The 17,128-nt window shown below is 72.6% G+C and carries 11 protein-coding genes; 3 read left to right on the top strand and 8 right to left on the bottom strand.

Annotation, left to right across the window (positions count from 1 at the left end; translation table 11 throughout):
- Window positions 1-2,118, bottom strand: a complete 2,118-nt coding sequence (glgX, locus tag ACQPZK_RS13635; protein WP_433538649.1) for a glycogen debranching protein GlgX — start codon at window positions 2,116-2,118, stop codon at window positions 1-3.
- 312 nt (window positions 2,119-2,430) lie between these two features.
- Here glgX and ACQPZK_RS13630 point away from each other — a divergent pair, with 312 nt between their 5' ends.
- Both ACQPZK_RS13630 and ACQPZK_RS13625 read left to right on the top strand, forming a co-directional pair.
- Window positions 2,431-3,876, top strand: coding sequence for a glycosyltransferase family 4 protein (locus ACQPZK_RS13630; RefSeq protein WP_433538648.1), 1,446 nt, complete (start codon window positions 2,431-2,433; stop codon window positions 3,874-3,876).
- Between the two features lie 414 nt (window positions 3,877-4,290).
- Window positions 4,291-4,935, top strand: a complete 645-nt coding sequence (locus ACQPZK_RS13625; RefSeq protein ID WP_433538647.1) for a maleylpyruvate isomerase N-terminal domain-containing protein — start codon at window positions 4,291-4,293, stop codon at window positions 4,933-4,935.
- A 574-nt stretch (window positions 4,936-5,509) separates the two neighbouring features.
- On the opposite strand, the gene ACQPZK_RS13620 is transcribed toward ACQPZK_RS13625, so the two are convergent.
- The 4 genes from ACQPZK_RS13620 to ACQPZK_RS13605 form a co-directional block, all read right to left on the bottom strand.
- Complete coding sequence (locus ACQPZK_RS13620) at window positions 5,510-6,793, bottom strand: citrate synthase (RefSeq protein WP_433538646.1); 1,284 nt, start codon at window positions 6,791-6,793, stop codon at window positions 5,510-5,512.
- A gap of 202 nt (window positions 6,794-6,995) precedes the next feature.
- On the bottom strand, window positions 6,996-9,059 hold the full coding sequence (locus tag ACQPZK_RS13615; RefSeq protein WP_433538645.1) for a sulfatase-like hydrolase/transferase: 2,064 nt from the start codon (window positions 9,057-9,059) through the stop codon (window positions 6,996-6,998).
- Window positions 9,052-10,479, bottom strand: coding sequence for a methyltransferase (locus ACQPZK_RS13610; protein ID WP_433538644.1), 1,428 nt, complete (start codon window positions 10,477-10,479; stop codon window positions 9,052-9,054). The genes ACQPZK_RS13615 and ACQPZK_RS13610 overlap by 8 nt, the downstream gene beginning before the upstream one ends.
- Window positions 10,480-10,493: 14 nt before the next feature.
- A complete protein-coding gene (locus tag ACQPZK_RS13605; RefSeq protein WP_167517342.1) occupies window positions 10,494-10,643 on the bottom strand; it encodes a hypothetical protein in 150 nt (49 codons plus the stop codon).
- Window positions 10,644-10,833: 190 nt separating this feature from the next.
- On the opposite strand from ACQPZK_RS13605, the gene ACQPZK_RS13600 reads away from it, so the two are divergent.
- Window positions 10,834-11,682, top strand: coding sequence for an arginase family protein (locus ACQPZK_RS13600; RefSeq protein ID WP_433539198.1), 849 nt, complete (start codon window positions 10,834-10,836; stop codon window positions 11,680-11,682).
- 5 nt (window positions 11,683-11,687) lie between these two features.
- Here the strand turns inward: ACQPZK_RS13600 and ACQPZK_RS13595 are convergent, their stop codons facing one another.
- From ACQPZK_RS13595 to ACQPZK_RS13585, 3 genes are all read right to left on the bottom strand, one after another.
- The gene (locus ACQPZK_RS13595) at window positions 11,688-12,917 is read right to left on the bottom strand and encodes a glycosyltransferase (protein WP_433538643.1); all 1,230 of its coding nucleotides are present in this window, start codon (window positions 12,915-12,917) and stop codon (window positions 11,688-11,690) included.
- Window positions 12,914-15,178 carry an ArnT family glycosyltransferase gene (locus ACQPZK_RS13590; protein ID WP_433538642.1) on the bottom strand — a complete coding sequence of 755 codons (2,265 nt, stop codon included), beginning with the start codon at window positions 15,176-15,178 and terminating at the stop codon, window positions 12,914-12,916. The genes ACQPZK_RS13595 and ACQPZK_RS13590 overlap by 4 nt, the downstream gene beginning before the upstream one ends.
- A gap of 103 nt (window positions 15,179-15,281) precedes the next feature.
- Window positions 15,282-17,117, bottom strand: a complete 1,836-nt coding sequence (locus ACQPZK_RS13585) for a glycoside hydrolase family 15 protein (RefSeq protein ID WP_433538641.1) — start codon at window positions 17,115-17,117, stop codon at window positions 15,282-15,284.
- Window positions 17,118-17,128: the final 11 nt, after the last annotated feature.

Raw genomic sequence — 17,128 nt, 5'->3', positions numbered from 1 at the left:
TCAGATCATCCTCTCCAACACGACGAGGGACCGGTCCGGCACCCGGATGGTGCCGCCCGCGCTGATCACCGTGGCGTCGTCCGGCTCGGGTTCGGCCGTGCTGATGACCCGTTCCCACTTCTGCCCGTACTCGCTGCCGGGCATCGTGAAGTCCAGCGGCGCGTCGTGGGCGTTGAAGCACAGCAGGAACGAGGCGTCGTGGTGCTTCTGGCCGTACTGGCCGCGCTCGCGGATGCCCTCGCCGTTGACGAACAGCGCCACCGACCGGCCGAAGTCGTTGCCCCAGTCCTCGCCGGTCATCTCCCGCCCGTCCGGCGTGTGCCAGGCCAGGTCCGGCAGGGGCGCGTCGACGTCGCGCCCGCCCACCGGCAGGCCGGTGAAGAACCGGCGACGGCGGAACACCTGGTGCCGCTTGCGGAAGTCGGTGAGCATCCGCACGAAGTCCAGCAACTGCTCGTCGGCGTTGTCCCAGTCGATCCAGGCCAGCTCGCTGTCCTGGCAGTAGGCGTTGTTGTTGCCGTGCTGGGTACGCCCCAACTCGTCACCGTGGCCGATCATCGGCACGCCCTGCGACAGCATCAGCGTGGCCAGGAAGTTGCGCCGCTGCTTGGCCCGCAGCGCGAGCACCGCCTCGTCGTCGGTGTCGCCCTCCACGCCGCAGTTCCACGACCGGTTGTGGCTCTCGCCGTCCCGGTTCTCCTCGCCGTTCGCCTCGTTGTGCTTGTCGTTGTACGACACCAGGTCGTTGAGGGTGAACCCGTCGTGCACGGTCACGAAGTTGATGCTGTGGAACGGGCGGCGGCCGTCGTCCTGGTAGAGGTCGGCCGAGCCGGAGATCCGCGACGCGAACTCGGCCAGGGTGGCCGGCTCGCCGCGCCAGAAGTCCCGCACGGTGTCCCGGTACTTGCCGTTCCACTCCGTCCACAGCGGCGGGAAGTTGCCCACCTGGTAGCCGCCCGGGCCGACGTCCCACGGCTCGGCGATCAGCTTGACCTGGCTGACCACCGGGTCCTGCTGCACCACCTCGAAGAACGTGGACAGCCGGTCCACCTCGTAGAACTCGCGAGCCAGGGTGGCCGCCAGGTCGAAGCGGAACCCGTCGACGTGCATCTCGGTCACCCAGTACCGCAACGAATCCATGATCAGTTGCAGCGAGTGGGGGCTGCGCACGTTCAGGCTGTTGCCGGTGCCCGTGTAGTCGACGAAGTAACGGCGGTCCTCCTCGCTGAGCCGGTAGTAGCTCGGCGCGTCCACACCCTTGAAGCTCAACGTCGGCCCGAGGTGGTTGCCCTCGGCGGTGTGGTTGTAGACCACGTCGAGGATGACCTCGATGCCCGCCGCGTGCAGCGCCTTGACCATGCCCCGGAACTCCTGCACCTGCTGACCGAGGTGCCCGAGCGCCGAGTAGCCGTGGTGCGGGGCGAAGAAGCCGATCGTGTTGTAACCCCAGTAGTTGCGCAGGCCCAGGTCGACGAGGCGGTGGTCGTGCACGAACTCGTGCACCGGCATCAGCTCGATCGCCGTCACCCCGAGCCGCGTCAGGTACTCGATCATCGGCGGGGAGGCGATCCCCGCGTACGTGCCGCGCAACTCCTCCGGGATGTCCGGGTGCCGCATCGTCAGCCCGCGCACGTGCGCCTCGTAGATCACCGAGTGGTGGTACGGGGTACGCGGCGGCTTGTCGTTGCCCCAGTCGAAGTACGGGTTCACCACCACCGACTTCGGCATGAACGGCGCCGAGTCGGTCTCGTTCATCCGCTCCGGGTCACCCAGCTCGTAGTCGTACACCGCCGGATCCCACGTGACGTCACCGTCGATGGCCTTGGCGTACGGGTCGAGCAGCAGCTTGTGCGGGTTGCAGCGCAGCCCGTTCGCCGGGTCGTACGGCCCGTGCACCCGGTAGCCGTAGCGCTGCCCCGGCTCGATGCCCGGCAGGTACGCGTGCCAGACGTACGCGTCGACCTCGCGCAGCTCCACGCGGCGCTCCGCGCCGGTGTCCCACTCGTCGAACAGGCACAGCTCGATCCGCTCGGCCACCTCGGAGAAGATGGCGAAGTTGGTGCCCATCCCGTCGTAGGTGGCGCCCAGGGGATACCGCTCGCCCGGCCAGACCTGCATGTCGCTCCCTCAAGCCATGGTGATGTGCGCGCCGGCTCAGCCGCCCGCGCGCAAGCGGGTAGTGCCCCCGCCCCGGGCGCGCCAATCCATCCTTTCAGGCGGTGACCGGAATCCACCTGTCTGATGCGCGCTACACCCTCAGGTGTCTTCCGTCACCATGGCCGATTTCGAGGTGCGAACCGGCGTCCGATGGCCTTTGCTTGTCAGGGGACACGCGCCTGCGTGTGCCCTTCGGCCCTCGGCCGCCCTTTTTCCACCCTCTCCGCCGCCACTGACGCCGGCGCGCCCCACCATGCCTGGACGGAGACAGATGTGACGACCCTGCGGGTCGACGAGCAGCTCGCTGCCACCAAGGACCGGACCCACCGACCCACCGTGACCTCCCGGCCCCAGCCTTCGACCTCGCCCGGTCCGTCCGCGCAGCCCGGCTCCGCACTGCCGGCGCAGCGCGGTCCCGGTGTGCCGCCGCAGACCCGTCGCATCCTCATGCTGTCGTGGGAGTACCCGCCGGTGCTCGTCGGCGGCCTCGGCCGCCACGTCCACGCCCTCTCCGTGGCCCTGGCCGCCGCCGGGCACGAGGTCACCGTCGTCACCCGCCACGCCGAGGGCGCACCCCTGGAGGAGTACGCCGACGGCGTCCGCATCCTGCGCGCCCCCGAAGACCCGGTGACCTTCCCCCTCGCCACCGGCTCCCTGCTCGCCTGGACGATGGCCTTCAACCACACCCTCACCCGCACCGCCCTGCGCGCCACCCAGGCCGGCGCCTACGACGTCATCCACGCCCACGACTGGCTCGTCGCGCACACCGCGATGACGTTGCGCGACCACCTGGACATCCCGCTGGTCAGCACCATCCACGCCACCGAGGCCGGGCGGCACCAGGGCTGGCTGCCGGAGGAGATGAACCGGACCATCCACGGCGTCGAGCAGTGGCTCAGCAGCGAGTCCAACCGGGTCATCGTCTGCTCCGGCTACATGCGCGACGAGGTCAACGCCCTGTTCGGCGTACCGGCCGGCCGGGTCGACGTGGTCGCCAACGGCGTCGAGTCGTACCGCTGGAAGGTGCCGGCACGCGACGTCGCCGCGGCCCGCGCCCGGTTCGCCGGGGACGGTCCGCTGGTCACCTTCGCCGGCCGCCTGGTGTACGAGAAGGGCGTCCAGCACCTCGTCGCCGCCCTCCCCCGGCTGCGCGAGCGGCACCCCGGCCTGCGCGCGGTCATCGCCGGCGACGGCCCGTACCGTGCCGAACTGGAGGCCGAGGTGCACCGCCGCGGCCTCGGCGGCATGGTCACCATGCCCGGCTTCCTCGGCGGCACCGACCTGCCGGCGCTGATGGCCGCGTCGGACTGCTTCGCCGTGCCGAGCATCTACGAGCCGTTCGGCATGGTCGCCCTCGAAGGCGCCGCCGCAGGGGCGCCCCTGGCCGTCGCCGCCACCGGTGGCCTCGCCGAGATCGTCGAACCCGGCTCGACCGGGATGACGTTCCGCCCGCACGACCCGGACAGCCTCGCCGACGCCGTCGACGCGCTGCTGTCCGACCGCGAACGCGCCCGCGCCATGGCCCGTCGCGCCCGCCGGATGGTCACCGAGCAGTACGGCTGGACCGCGATCGCCCAGCGCACCGCCGCCAGCTACGGCGCCGCGATCGCCACCGACGCCGCGTTCACGACCGAGCGGGCCGAGCAGCGCATGTCCCAGGGCCGGGCCCTCCCGGCACTGCCCGAGGGCAACCTGCTCGCCGCCGCCGGCCTCCGCTGAGCCGCTTCTGTACCTGCTGATCCACCCGGTTTCCACAAAGTCGGGGTGTCCGGTCACCGAGACACCCCGACTTTCCGGACGCCGAGCGGCCACACGGTCAGCCCATCGATCACGGTCGGCTCATCGATCACGGTCGGCCCATCGATCGCGGTCGGCCCATCGACCACGGTCGGCCCATCGACCACGGTCGGCCCATCGACGCCTCACGCCGGAGGATGCCACCTCCCCCTCGCCTCCTTTGCTCTGCTTCAACGGAGGAAACAGCTACTGTCCGGTTATCGGACGTCGCGTGTTTCCTGGGTTGAAGCAGAGCAAAGGACGACGTCCCTACCCTGGCCACCCGGCCGGCCGACCCGAGACAGGACCCGTCGGTCACTTCGGGCGGGGCGAGGTGAGGGCTGCCAGAATGTGCGGATGTCTCGTCCTGTCGACGCCCTCGACTCCGCCTTCCCGGTCGCCGCTTCGATCGCGCTGGACCTGATCCGGCGCCCCGAGGTGTCCGCGCAGTGGTCGCGCCCGAGCGCCCTGCCGCACCTGTCCGTGGGCGGTCTGGCGTGCCACCTCGGACACCAGGCGATCCGGGCGGCAGAACTGCTCCCGAGCGCCGCCGACCTGCCCACGCTCGAATCGGCGGACAGTCACTACGAGCGGGCCGCCTGGGTCACCGAGGGCACGCCGGACCAGGACACGGTCGCCGAGGGCCCGGACGAGGCCGACGCGCGCCGCGGGCCGGACGACCTGCACGCCCGCTCCGGCGAGGCGCTCGCGCAGGTGACCGACCTGCTGTCCCGGGGAACCGCCCTCGACGTGGTGCCGATACCGTGGCAGGGCTGGTCCCTGCGCCGCGCCGACTTCCTGCTCACCCGCCAGTTGGAGATCGTCGTGCACTCCGACGACCTCGCGGTCAGCGTCGGCGTGCCCACTCCGGTCTTCCCGGATGAGGTCTTCGGCCCGGTCCGCGACCTGCTGGTCCGGCTGGCCGTCCGCCGGCACGGCCAGTCGGCGCTGATCGGCGCGCTCAGCCGCAGCGAACGAGCCCACGACATCTCCGCCTTCTGACGCCGGGTTGCCCACCGCGCCTGGGGGCGACGGCAGCACAGCGCCGGCCGCAAGCCCAGCCATGCCTGAAGCGGCCACCGGAAGCCCTCGGGACCTGAAGCCCACGGGACCGGGAGCCCGTTGATCGACTCCAGTTCGCCGATGTCGGGGTGTCCGAGAGCGCTGGATACCGCCATATCGGCGAAGCCGAGTCGATCATCGGCGAGTGCAACCCGACCGACCGTCAGGGCCACGCGACCGAGCAGCAACGGTGCAGGGGCAGGCGCTACAGGAGATCGTTGGGCCGCTCGAACCCATCACGCCAGGCCCATTACCCCTCGTCCCATATCTGGGGCAGCTCGACAGGGGCTGGAGCAGGCACGCGGGGTACCGGCCGCAGCACCACCGGCCGAGGCAGACCGGCCGGCCCGTCAGGCGGGAAGGCTCGGTGAAGGGCCCGCACGCCACCTCGCCGAACGCCGCAGATCGCCCGGCGGCAGCGGACCCGGAAAGGCGCAGGCCGCCGACCCGGATCGGGGTCGACGGCCTGCGGTCGTGCTGTCGTGCGGTCGTGCTGTCGTACGAGGAGCGGAGGTCAGCGCTCGTTGAACGGGACGTAGTCCCGCTCGGCGGCACCGACGTAGACCTGCCGCGGACGGCCGATCTTGGTCTCCGGGTCGCTGATCATCTCGCGCCACTGGGCGATCCAGCCGGGGAGCCGGCCGAGCGCGAACAGCACCGTGAACATCTTCGTGGGGAAGCCCATGGCCTTGTAGATCAGGCCGGTGTAGAAGTCCACGTTCGGGTAGAGCCGCCGGGAGACGAAGAAGTCGTCGGCGAGGGCGATCTCCTCCAGCTCCATGGCGATGTCCAGCAGCGGGTCCGGCTTGGCCATGCGGCCCAGCACGTCCTGCGCGGCCTTCTTGACGATCGCCGCCCGCGGGTCGTAGTTCTTGTAGACCCGGTGGCCGAAGCCCATCAGCTTGACGCCGTCCTCCTTGGCCTTGACCTTGCGGACGAAGGACCGGACGTCGTCGCCGCCGGAGTGGATCTGCTCGAGCATCTCCAGCACCGCCTGGTTGGCACCGCCGTGCAGCGGGCCGAACAGCGCGTTCACGCCCGCCGAGACGGAGGCGAACAGGTTGGCGTTGCTGGAGCCGACCAGCCGGACGGTCGACGTGGAGCAGTTCTGCTCGTGGTCGGCGTGCAGGACGAAGAGCATGTCCAGCACCTTCGACATGACCGGGTCGACCTCGTACGGCTCGGCGGGCACGCCGAACGTCATGCGCAGCAGGTTGTCCACGTACCCGAGGGAGTTGTCCGGGTAGAGCAGCGGCTGCCCGATGGACTTCTTGTACGCGTACGAGGCGATGGTCGGGACCTTCGCCATGAGCCGGACCGTGGAGATCTCCACGTGCTCGGAGTCGAACGGGTCGAGGCTGTCCTGGTAGAAGGTCGACAGCGCGCTCACGGCGGACGACAGCACCGCCATCGGGTGGGCGTCCCGGGGGAAGCCGTCGAAGAACCGACGCATCTCCTCGTGCAGCAGCGAGTGCCGCCGGATCCACTCGGTGAACTCGGTCAGCTGCTGCTCGGTGGGCAGCTCACCGTAGATGAGCAGGTACGAGACCTCCAGGAAGGAGGACTTCTCGGCCAGCTGCTCGATCGGGTACCCCCGGTAACGCAGGATCCCCGCGTCGCCGTCGATGTAGGTGATCGCGGATGAGGCAGCCGCGGTGTTGACGAAACCGGGGTCGTACGTCGTCATCCCGGTTTCCTTCAACAGCTTGCTCACCCCGATGCCAGCGGGGCCCTCGACCGCGGAATGCACCGGCATCGACAGCTGCCCGCCGGGGTGGTCGAGCTTGACTTCCGTCATGTGGTTCCTCGCTTCGCCGGCAGATCTACGTTGAATTGCCTTCGCTTCTACCGTAATTGCGGCTCGGGGGACACTGCCCGCCGTGGTTCGGCGGTGAGGTATGCGTCACCCGATTCCCGACCAGCAGGCCGGGAAACCCGCAATCCCGGCAGGCGGGAAGCCCACGAAAGCCGCAAACGAGCAGTCCGACGGGCAGCCGGTTTCAGGACAGCACCAGGCGGCGCAGCGTACCCGTGGCCGTGACCTGGTAGACGTCAAGCTGGTTGGTGCCGGCGTGGAACAGCCGGTCGTCGGTGAGCAGCGCGGCAAAGCGACGCCCACCCGGGTCGGGCGGCACCACCGGGACCACCGCGCCGATCCTGCCGTTGACGGCGACGGCCAGCAGTGTTCCGTCCGGTACGGCGTCGGGCACGTCACCCCAGACGAGCGCCGGGATGGTCCCGGTGTCCGGGTCGGTGGCCCGGAACGCGGCCAGGTCGGCGACGCGGGCGCGGCCGCCGCTGGGGCCGGCGCGTACCTCGGTGCCGACCAGCCGGTGCGGTGTCGGCAGCGGCGGTGGGGTGGGCACCCCGCCGGGGAAGGTGACCACCTCGCCGGGGGTGTCGTAGAAGTGTTTCGTGGCGTCGGCGCGCGGAGCCTCGCGGGCGGAGCGGCCGTCGACCCGCCAGGGCAGACGGATGCCGGCCTCGTCGGCGACGGTCGGCAGCAGGTCGACGTGTTCCCAGTTGCGGTCGTCGACCCGGCCGGTCTGCTGGCGTGGTTCCTTGACGAACATCGGCACCCAGGCGACCTCGCCGGCGGCGGCCCTGATGGCGTCCATCCCCCGGCCCTGCGCGCCGGGCCGGAAGCTCACCCCGTGGTCGGCGGTGACGACGACGAGGGCCTGGTCGTAGAGGCCGCTGGCGCGCAGCGTGCGCAGCGTCTCGCCGATCAGCCGGTCGGTGTAGCCGAGTTGGGCGAGGTGTCGCTGACGGGCCAGGTCGATCCAGCCGGCGCCGTCGTTGGGCAGGTCCTCGGGAGCGTCGTAGCGCGCGCCGGACGGCAGGTACGCCCACGGGGAATGCGGCATCAGCAGGTGCAGGAAGTGCAGGGCGGGTCGGGGCTGCGGCTTCAGCCCGGCGAGGAAAGTGGTGAACCGGGCGGGCTGGTTGTCGTCGAGGCTGTCCCAGCGGAACTTGGGGTCGGCCGGCACCGGCTCGGCGGCGTCCAGGCCGGCCTCGGCGCGCGTCTGCTCCCGGTACGAGTCCTCCGGGTCGACCGTGCTCTCGGTCGGCCCGGCGATCCGGCCGAGCAGCCTGCCGGTCTCCTTCACCAGCACGCCGAGGCCCTGTTCCGGGGCGACCGGCTGTTCGCAGCGGCTGGGCGGGCAGAGCCGGGTGATGCTCTCCTCGGCCTGGACGTCGTACAGGCCGCCGAAGGCGGTGAAGAGGTTGTCCGGGTACTGCGAGTAGTGCGGCGCGACCGACCGCGCCGGGTAGCGACCGGTGAGCATCGCCGGCAGCGCGTTGGGCGTCCAGCCGCTGACCCCGGTGGCGTTGCGGTACCAGGTCGACGCCCCGGCCAGCTCGGCGAAGTGCGGGAACCGTGCCGCGTCGATCCGGCCGTCGCCGCCGAGCAGGCTGACCAGCGGCAGCTCGTCGAGGATCAGCATGACCACCGGCGGGTGCACGGCGCCCTGCGCGGTGCCGACCGCGCCGCCGTCGCCGCGCGGCAGCACGACCGCCGAGGTGGGCGACACGAACAGGAACAGCGCCACGAACGCCACCGGCCCGGCGGCGGCCAGTCGCAGCGCCCGGCCCGGGGCCCGCCACCGCCGGTGCGCCACCGCGCCGGCCACACCGGCCAGACCGGCAAGAGCCAGCAGGGGTACGCCCCGAAGCGGCGTCGCGTGCCGACCCACCTGCACGGCGAGGGCAGCGACCAGCAGGCCCACCAGCACCGTGTGGGTGAGCGCGCGGGCGGTTCGGCCGGCCAGTCGACTGAGCGCGCCCAGCGCCGCCACGGGCAGGGTGGGTACGAGCGCCACCAGCGCGACCAGCAGCAGGATCTGGCCGGTGTCGGCGCGGTGGAAGAGGAAGAAGTCGGGGCTGCGGCCGAGCACGTCCAGCAGCGGCTGGGTGACGACCAGTCCGACCAGCGCGACGATCTCCAGCAGCCGACCCAGCTCGCCGCGCCAGCCCCGCTCCCACCGTCCGGACGACGGCGACGGCACGTCCGCGGCCGGCCGGGGCGGGGCCGGTGCGGGCTCGGCGGGTGGGTCAGCCACCCATCATCACCCGGTAGAGCGTGCGGGTGCCCGAGGGCAGTTCCAACCGGTCGGTGATCCGGCCCCGGGCGGCGAGGAGCCGTTCGAAGGCGTCGCGACGGTAGTCCGGGAAGAGGCCGTCGGGCTTGTTGGCCAGCAGCCGGGCGGCCATCGGGTCCTCCGGGTGGACGAACTCCACCACCACGGCCCCGCCGGGCGCGGTCAGCCCGGCCAGCCAGTCGACGACCTCCGGCAGCGGCACGTTGCGGCCGATCGCCAGGTGGTGTGCGAGGGCCAGGGCGAGCACCACGTCCGCCGACGCCCGTTGCGCGAAGCCGGCGCGCTCGACGCCCCGCCAGCCGCCGCCCGGGGACGGGTCGGCCAGGTCGACCACCAGCGGCAGGATCCGTTGCTGCCCCTCGGAGCGCAGCGCCCGGTACAGCTCGTCGACCACGGCCGGGTCCTGCTCGACGGCGACCACGTAGTCGGCGTGCCCGGCGGCCAGTCGGGCGTACCGGCCGTCGTTGGCCCCGAGGTCGAGCACCAGGCGGGGACGGCCGGCGGCGGCCACGGCGGCGACCACGAACTGCTCCTTGGCGACCCGGTCGCGGGCCGAGTAGCCACAGGTGCGCTGGTAGTCCGACCAGTGGCTGCCGGAGGGGCGGTGCTCCAGGCGGCGGACCAGCTTCTCGATGCCGCGTACGGTGGCCGCCTGCAACTGGCGCGAGTAGCCGGCGGCGCGGAGTTGGGCCCGGACGTCGGTGGTGCTGGCGGCGGCGTTGCGCTGCTGCATGGCGGCGTGCAGGTGCAGGTGGGTCAGGACGCCGGGGCGCAGCCGACGGGCTCCGCCGAAGAGGGGGCGCAACTGCTCCGCCTCGATGCCGTCGACCTGGGCGCGCAGCCAGGGCTGGAAGTCCACGCCCAGGTGCGCGGTGAGCAGCAGCGGATACAGGACGGTCTGGCAGAACTGCCGGTAGCCGGCCCACGGTTCGCCGTCCCGGACCGGCTCGAAGGAGCCGATGTCGATGAAGACGGGCTTCGCGCCGCGCCACTGGAGGTTGTAGGCGGAACCGTCCTTGGTGGTGAAGCCGTCGGCGAGGGCGGTCCGCAGGATCTCCAGGTGCAGCAGCGCGGCGTCGCGGAGCATGGCGAAAGACCACTCGTACGGGTGGGAGACGAACGGGATGCGCTCGTGACGCAGCACCGCCGCCCAGCCGGCCCCGGCGGCGGGCGCGAGCGTCGGCGGGGCGTCCTCGGTGGCGCAGATCTTGCCCGCCGACACGAGGGTGGGAAAGAACGGGCTGGCCGCGAGGGTGCGCCAGTGCTCGGCGGCCTGGGCGTTCAGCCCGCGCAGCACCTCGTCGCCGACGTGGAAGACCCGGTTGGCGGGGTCGCGGAAGGAGGCGGGCTCGGGGCGTACCCCGGTGGGTGTGGTCGTCATCGTCGCCGTGACCGCTACCGCTGGTCGGTGGGCTGCCGGCGGAACCGGTCGACCAGCCGCCGCCAGTAGAGCTTGGCGGCGACCGCGACGCCGGCCACCCCGCCGACGACGGCCTGCACGATCAGGCTGCCCGATCCCGCGTCCAGGTAGGCCAGATGGATCACCGACCGCTCCTTCCCCTCGCCCGTCTCGACATCGGCGTCCCGGGGCGACAGCGATGAGGCTTTTGACCCAGAAAGCCGGACTTGTCCATCACCGTACGCTGCTCGTCCGCGCCCCCGCGCCCACATCCGAGGACTCCCAGCCCGGCCACAGGAAGCCGCTTCCGTCGGTAGGCTGCGAAGCGTGCGCTGGATGGTCGTGGACGCGCCACTGGACTCCTCCGGCGCGCGACGCGGCGAGGAGCGGGCGCCGGCCGCCCTGCGCCGGGCCGGCCTGCTGGCCGCCCTGGCCGCCGACGACGACGGGCAGATCGACGAGGCCCGGCTGCGGGACCCGAACCGGGAGCCGGCGAGCGGAGTGATCGACGCCGCCGGCCTGGTCCGGGCCGGCGCCGCGATCAGCGCCCGGATCGGCGGGCTGATCGCGGACGGGCACCGACCGCTGGTGCTCGGAGGTGACTGCGCGATCCTGCCCGGCATCTGCCGCGCCCTGCCCCGCACGACCGAGCTGTGGTTCGTCGACGCGCATCCCGACTTCCTCGACGGCACGACGTCACCGACCGGAGAGGCCGCCGACATGGACCTGTCGGTCGTCACCGGGCACGGCCCGGCCGCCGCGATCGGCGTCGACGACGCGCTCCTCGACCCCGCCCGGGTGCACCTGCTCGGCCACCGCCCGCCCACCGACGAGGACAGTCGCGTCGAGGCGTCCCGGATCGACCCGGCGATCCACCAGGTGCCCGCCCCCGACCTGCTGCGCCAGGGCGCCGGCACGGTCGGAGCGAGCCTGGCCCGCGCCGGCGACGGGCCGGCCTGGCTGCACCTCGACCTGGACGTGGTGGACCCACGGGACCTGCCGGCGGTGACCTACCCGGAGCCGGACGGGCCACGGTGGGCGGACCTCGTCGCACTGGTCACGCCGCTGGCCCGCACCGACCGGCTGCTCGGGATGAGCGTGACCGACCTGAACCCCGACGAGGACCCCGACGGGCGGCACACCCGACGCGTCGTCGAGGTCCTCGCGCAGATGCTGACCGGCTGACCGGCCTAGCTGCGCCGGTGGTGCATGCCCAGGCGCAGCAGCACGAAGCGCAGCACTGTGGCGACCAGGTTCGCGACCACCAGCACCGCCAGCTCCACCGGTCGGGCGGGTACGGCGACGGCCGCGTGCAGCACCGCCAGCGCCCCACTGGTCAACGCCAGGCCGAGGCCGAACGCCAGCAGCCCCTGCGCGTGGTGCCGACCGGCATGCCGGCTACCGGTGATCCCGAACGTCAGCCGCCGGTTCGCGGCCGTGTTCGCCACCGCCGTCAGAAACAGCGCCAGCAGGTTCGCCGGCTGCGCGCCGAGCGCGCCCCGGGTCGCGACGAACAGCAGCAGGTACGCCAGCGTGCTGGCCACCCCGACGGCGGCGAACCGGACCAGCTGCCCGGGCAGCCCGACCGGCACCTGCGCCGGCGGCGCGGCCAGCGGCGCCCGACCGAGCTGCGCGCGTAGCTCGGTCAGGGGCAGCGCGCCGGTCACCAGGGACCGTCCGAGCCGCCCCATCCCCCGCAGGTCGGCCAGGGCGGTGGCGACGATGTCGACGCGACTGTCCGGGTCGTCGACCCAGTCCACCGGCACCTCGTGGATGCGCAACCCGGCCCGCTGCGCGAGCACCAGCAGTTCGGTGTCGAAGAACCACCCGGTGTCCTGCACGAGGGGCAGCAGCTCACCGGCCACATCGGCGCGGATCGCCTTGAACCCGCACTGCGCGTCGGAGAACCGTGCCGCGAGCGCCCCGCGCAGCAGAAGGTTGTACGCCCGGGAGATGACCTCCCGTTTGGCGCCGCGCACCACCCGGGACGTACGCGCCAGCCGGGTGCCGATCGCCAGGTCGGAGTGGCCGGAGATGAGCGGCGCGACCAGCGGCAGCAGCGCCGCGAGATCGGTGGACAGGTCCACGTCCATGTACGCCAGCACCGGCGCGGACGAGGCGGACCACGCGGCGGACAGCGCCCGCCCGCGTCCCTTGGCGTCCAGGTGCAGCACCTCGACGCCCGGCAGCTCACGGCGGAGGCCGTCGGCGACCTCCAGGGTGCCGTCCACGCTGGCGTTGTCGGCGACGGTGATCTGGAACGGGTACGGGAAGTGCTCGGTGAGGTGCGCGTGCAGCCGGCGTACGCATGGCCCGAGGTCGATCTCCTCGTTGTAGACGGGGATCACCACGTCCAGCACCGCCCCGGTGGTGCTGGACCGGGTCTGGACGGCGGGACGCGGGCCGCTGAGCGCGGTCACGACGCGTCCGCGCCGGTGCTCAGGTCGTAGAGGGTGACCCCGTCGACGGTCTGCGCCGTGAAGGTCTCCTCGACCCAGGTGGAGATCTCCTGCGAGGCCGAGCTGCCTCCGTTGGCCCGGAAGCCGCCGCCACCCACGAAGTAGTGGATCTTTCCGTCGGCCACGTAGCGCTGGAACTGGGCGAGGGTCGGTGACGGGTCGCTGCCGTTGAACCCGCCGATCGGCATCACCGGGTCGCCGGTGGCCAACTGATAGCCGGAGGCGTTGTTGGAACCGATGGTGGCCGCCACCCAGGTGTAGTCATCGCTGTCCCGCTCCAGCAGCTCACGCAGCGCGGCGCTGGGCTCGCGAGCGTCGAGCAGTCCGCCCATGCCGCCGCCGGCCTCCCGGAATCCCCCGCCGCCGGGGAAGCCAGGCCGTTGACCGCCACCGGGGAAGCCGCCCGGGAAGCCCGGCGCCTGCCCGCCACCGGGAGCACCCGGCGCCTGCCCGCCACCGGGGAAGCCCGGGAACTGCCCGCCGTTCTGGTTGCCGTTGCGGCCGTCGCCGCCGCGCGGCTGAGCGCCGTTCTGGTTGCCGTTGCGGCCGTCGCCGGGGAACTGCCCGCTGCCGGGGAACGCCATGCCGCCCGGCGGTCGCCCGCCGGGGCCGCGGCCGAAACCGCCCGCCCCGGCCGGGCCGGCGCTCGGGATCGAGCCGGTGTGCGGGGTCGCCGCGGTCTGCGCCGCGTACGCCGCCGGCCCCGCGAGGGCCGCTGCCGCGCCGACGCCCAGCGCCACGGCCCCCAGCCACCGGGGCAGTCGGACGGTCAGCAGGAGCAGGGCCGCGCCGAGCAGACCGGCGACCAGCACGACGGCACGCAGCCACGGGTACCAGTCGGGGCTGCGCCCGAGCAGCACCCACGCCCACCAGACCGTGACCGCGAGGGTGGCGGCGAGCGTCGCCGTGGCGGCCAGCGGACGCCACCGCTCCCACCGGGACACCGCCACCGGTTCCTCAGGCGTGCCGGCGGCCGGGACGGGCCGCGGTCGGCGCTGCCGCCAGAGCAGAGTGACGCCGATCCCGACCAGCGCGCCGACGGCCGGCGCGAGCGCCACCGTGTAGTAGGCGTGGAAGATCCCGGACATGAAGCTGAAGATCAGTCCGGTGACCAGCAGCCAGCCACCCCACAGCAGCAGACCGGCCCGGGTGCGGTCGGTACGCCCGGCCCGACCGGCCACCAGCAGGCCCGCGACCAGCAGGATCAGCGCGGCCGGCAGCAACCAGGAGATCTGACCGCCGACCTCGCCGTCGAACATCCGCAGCAGGCCCGTCCGCCCCGAGAACGGCCCACCGCCACCGCCCATCCATCCGGCGCCGCCGCCGACGCTGCCCACCTCGTCGCCGGTGATCCGGCCGAGGCCGTTGTAGCCGAGGGTCAGCTCCAGGATGCTGTTGCCCTGCGACCCGCCCACGTACGGACGGGCGCTGGCCGGGACGAGTTCGACGACGGCCACCCACCAGCCGGCGGACACCACCACCGCGAGGCCGGCGAGCAGGAGTTGGCGCACCCGCCGCCACCGCCCGGTCGGGGCGGCCAGCAGGTAGACGCCGGCGAACACCGGCACCAGCAGGAAGGCCTGGAGCATCTTGGTCAGGAAGCCGAAGCCGACCAGCGCCCCGGCCAGCACGATCCACCGGGTACTGGCCGTCTCCAACGCGCGCACGGTGGCGTACGCGCCGCCGAGCAGCAGGAGCACGAGCAGGGCGTCGGGGTTGTTGAAACGGAACATGAGCGTCGCCACCGGGGTGATGGCGAGGACCGCTCCGGCGAGCAGACCGGCGACCGGCCCGTACCAACGCTTCACGCTCGCGTACAGCACGCCGACCGAGGCGACCCCGCACAGCGCCTGCGGGACGAGCATCGCCCAGCTGTTCAACCCGAAGATCCGCACCGACAGGGCCATCAGCCAGAGCGAGGCGGGCGTCTTGTCCACGGTGATCGAGTTGGCCGCGTCGGACGAGCCGTAGAAGAACGCCTTCCCGCTCACCGAGCCGGCCTGCACGGCGGCGGCGTAGAACGAGTTGGCCCAGCCGGAGGCGCCCAGACCCCAGAGGTAGAGCAGGCCGGTGCCCAGGAGCAGGGCCAGCAGAGCGGGCCGGGTCCAGGTCGCCGAACGGTCCGGTGGCGGCGGGTGCTCCTCGGGGCGCGTGTCCGTCCGGGGCGGCCCCACCGAGCCGGGTTCGTCGGGCGTCGTCGACAGGGTGTCTGTTCGGTCCATGCGGCCAGCCTCGGCGGCCGAACTGGCGGGACCCCGTGCGCCGCCTATGCGTCGGCTGTGGGATCCGGCAGGCGGACGGCGAACACGGTCGGGCCGGCGCGACTCACATGTTCCGCTCCACCCACGCGTGCAGGGCGTCCCGGTCGCCGGCGCCATCGAGGTTGAGGGCCGCCTCGATCAACGCGAGGTGGGTGAAGGCCTGCGGGTAGTTGCCCAACGCGGTGCCGTCCGCCGCGAGCTGCTCGGCGTACAGACCCAGCGGTCCGGCGTACGAGCGGAGTTGGTCGAACACCTCGGCCGCCTCGTCGCGACGCCCGGCCAGAACCAGTGCGGAGACCAGCTCGAATGAGCAGAGCAGGAACGCACCCTCGTGGCCGGGCAGCCCGTCGTCGGCCGTGTACCGGCGCAGCAGCGCCGGGGCGACGGTGAGGTCGGCTCGGATGCGGTCGATGGTGGCCAGCACCCGGGGGTGGCCGCCGGGCAGGAATCCGACCAGCGGCATCCGGAGCAACGACGCGTCGAGCTCGGTCGAGTCGTACGCCAGCACGAAGCTACCGATGCCCCGGTGGTAACCGCGCTCCATCACCTCGGCGTGGATGGCGTCGCGGTCGGCACGCCACCGCTCGACGGGTGCGTCGCGGTCGGCGAGCAGGCCGGCGAGGCGGATGCCCCGGTCGAGGCACACCCAGGCCATCACCTTCGAGTTGACGTAGTGCCGGCGGGGCCCGCGGATCTCCCAGATGCCGTGGTCGGGTTCCCGCCACCGGGCGGCCATGGTGTCCACGTGCCGGCGGAGGACCGTCCACTGCGCGTCGGTTAGCTCGCCGGTGAGCTGCTGGTACGACAGGACGGCGTCGAGCACGTGCCCGTACGTGTCGAACTGGAGCTGCTGGGCGGCCTCGTTACCGATGCGCACCGGCCGTGAGTCGGCGTACCCGCCCAGGTGCGTCAGGACCCGCTCGTCCCCGGTCACGCCTTGGATGCCGACCAGCGGGGCAAGGACGTCGCCGGTCCCGCCGCAGGTGGCGAGCAGGAAACGCAGGTATCGGCGGCCCTCCTCGGCGTGGCCCAACCGGAACAGGGCGAGCAGCAGCAGCGCCGCGTCCCGGTGCCAGGTGAAACGGTAGTCCCAGTTGCGGACACCGCCGATCTCCTCGGGCAGCGAGGCGGTGGGCGCGGCCAGCAACGCCCCGGTCTCGTCGAAGGACAGCCCGCGCAGCACGGCGGCGCTGTGCCGCACCTGGTCGCTGCCGTGGCCGGAGTAGTCGGCGCGGGCGGACCATTCGCGCCAGGTCCGGCAGGTATGCGTCAACAGCTCGGCAGGATCGACGGCCGCGATGGGGTGCGGACCGTAGCCGAGCAGCACGTCGAGGCGCTGCCCCTCGTGCAGCTCCGTCTCGGCCCGCAGGGACGCACCGTCGAGGTGGAACGGCAGCGCCGAGCGCAGTCGCAACCCGGCCTCGGCGGCCACCCACTCGTCGTCGACACCGCGACGCCAGTCCACCGACCGGGTCCCGTACCCAGGACGCGGGGTCACCGCGACGCGCACCCGCACCGAGCCGCTGCGCACGGTGAGGCGTCGCACCAGCAGCCGGTCCGCGCGGAACGGCTGGGCGGCGTCACCGGCCTGCACGGCGAGGAAGTCCTGCCCGACCGCGTTGCCGCCGGCCAGGCGGTACGCGCTCTCGAGCACCAGCGTGCCCGGAAGGTAGCGGCGCACCGGCTCGGTCGCGCCGTCGACGGTGACCGTGAACGCCCCACCCCGTTGGCGGTCCAGCAGCCGCGCGAAGACTGCGTCGCCCTCGAAGTGCGGCACGCACCACCACTCGACCGTGCCGTCCGCGCCGAGCAACGCCCCGGTGTGGGTGTCGGAGAGAAACGCGAACGAGTCGATCGGCGGCGTCCGCTCGTGCGGGGCGGGTAAGCCGAGGATCGGCACGCGGCGCGCTT

Source organism: Micromonospora sp. CA-249363, from assembly GCF_050950185.1.
Taxonomy (GTDB): domain Bacteria; phylum Actinomycetota; class Actinomycetes; order Mycobacteriales; family Micromonosporaceae; genus Micromonospora.
Note: the sequence above shows the minus strand (reverse complement) of the source record. Positions and strands in the feature narration are given on the sequence as shown.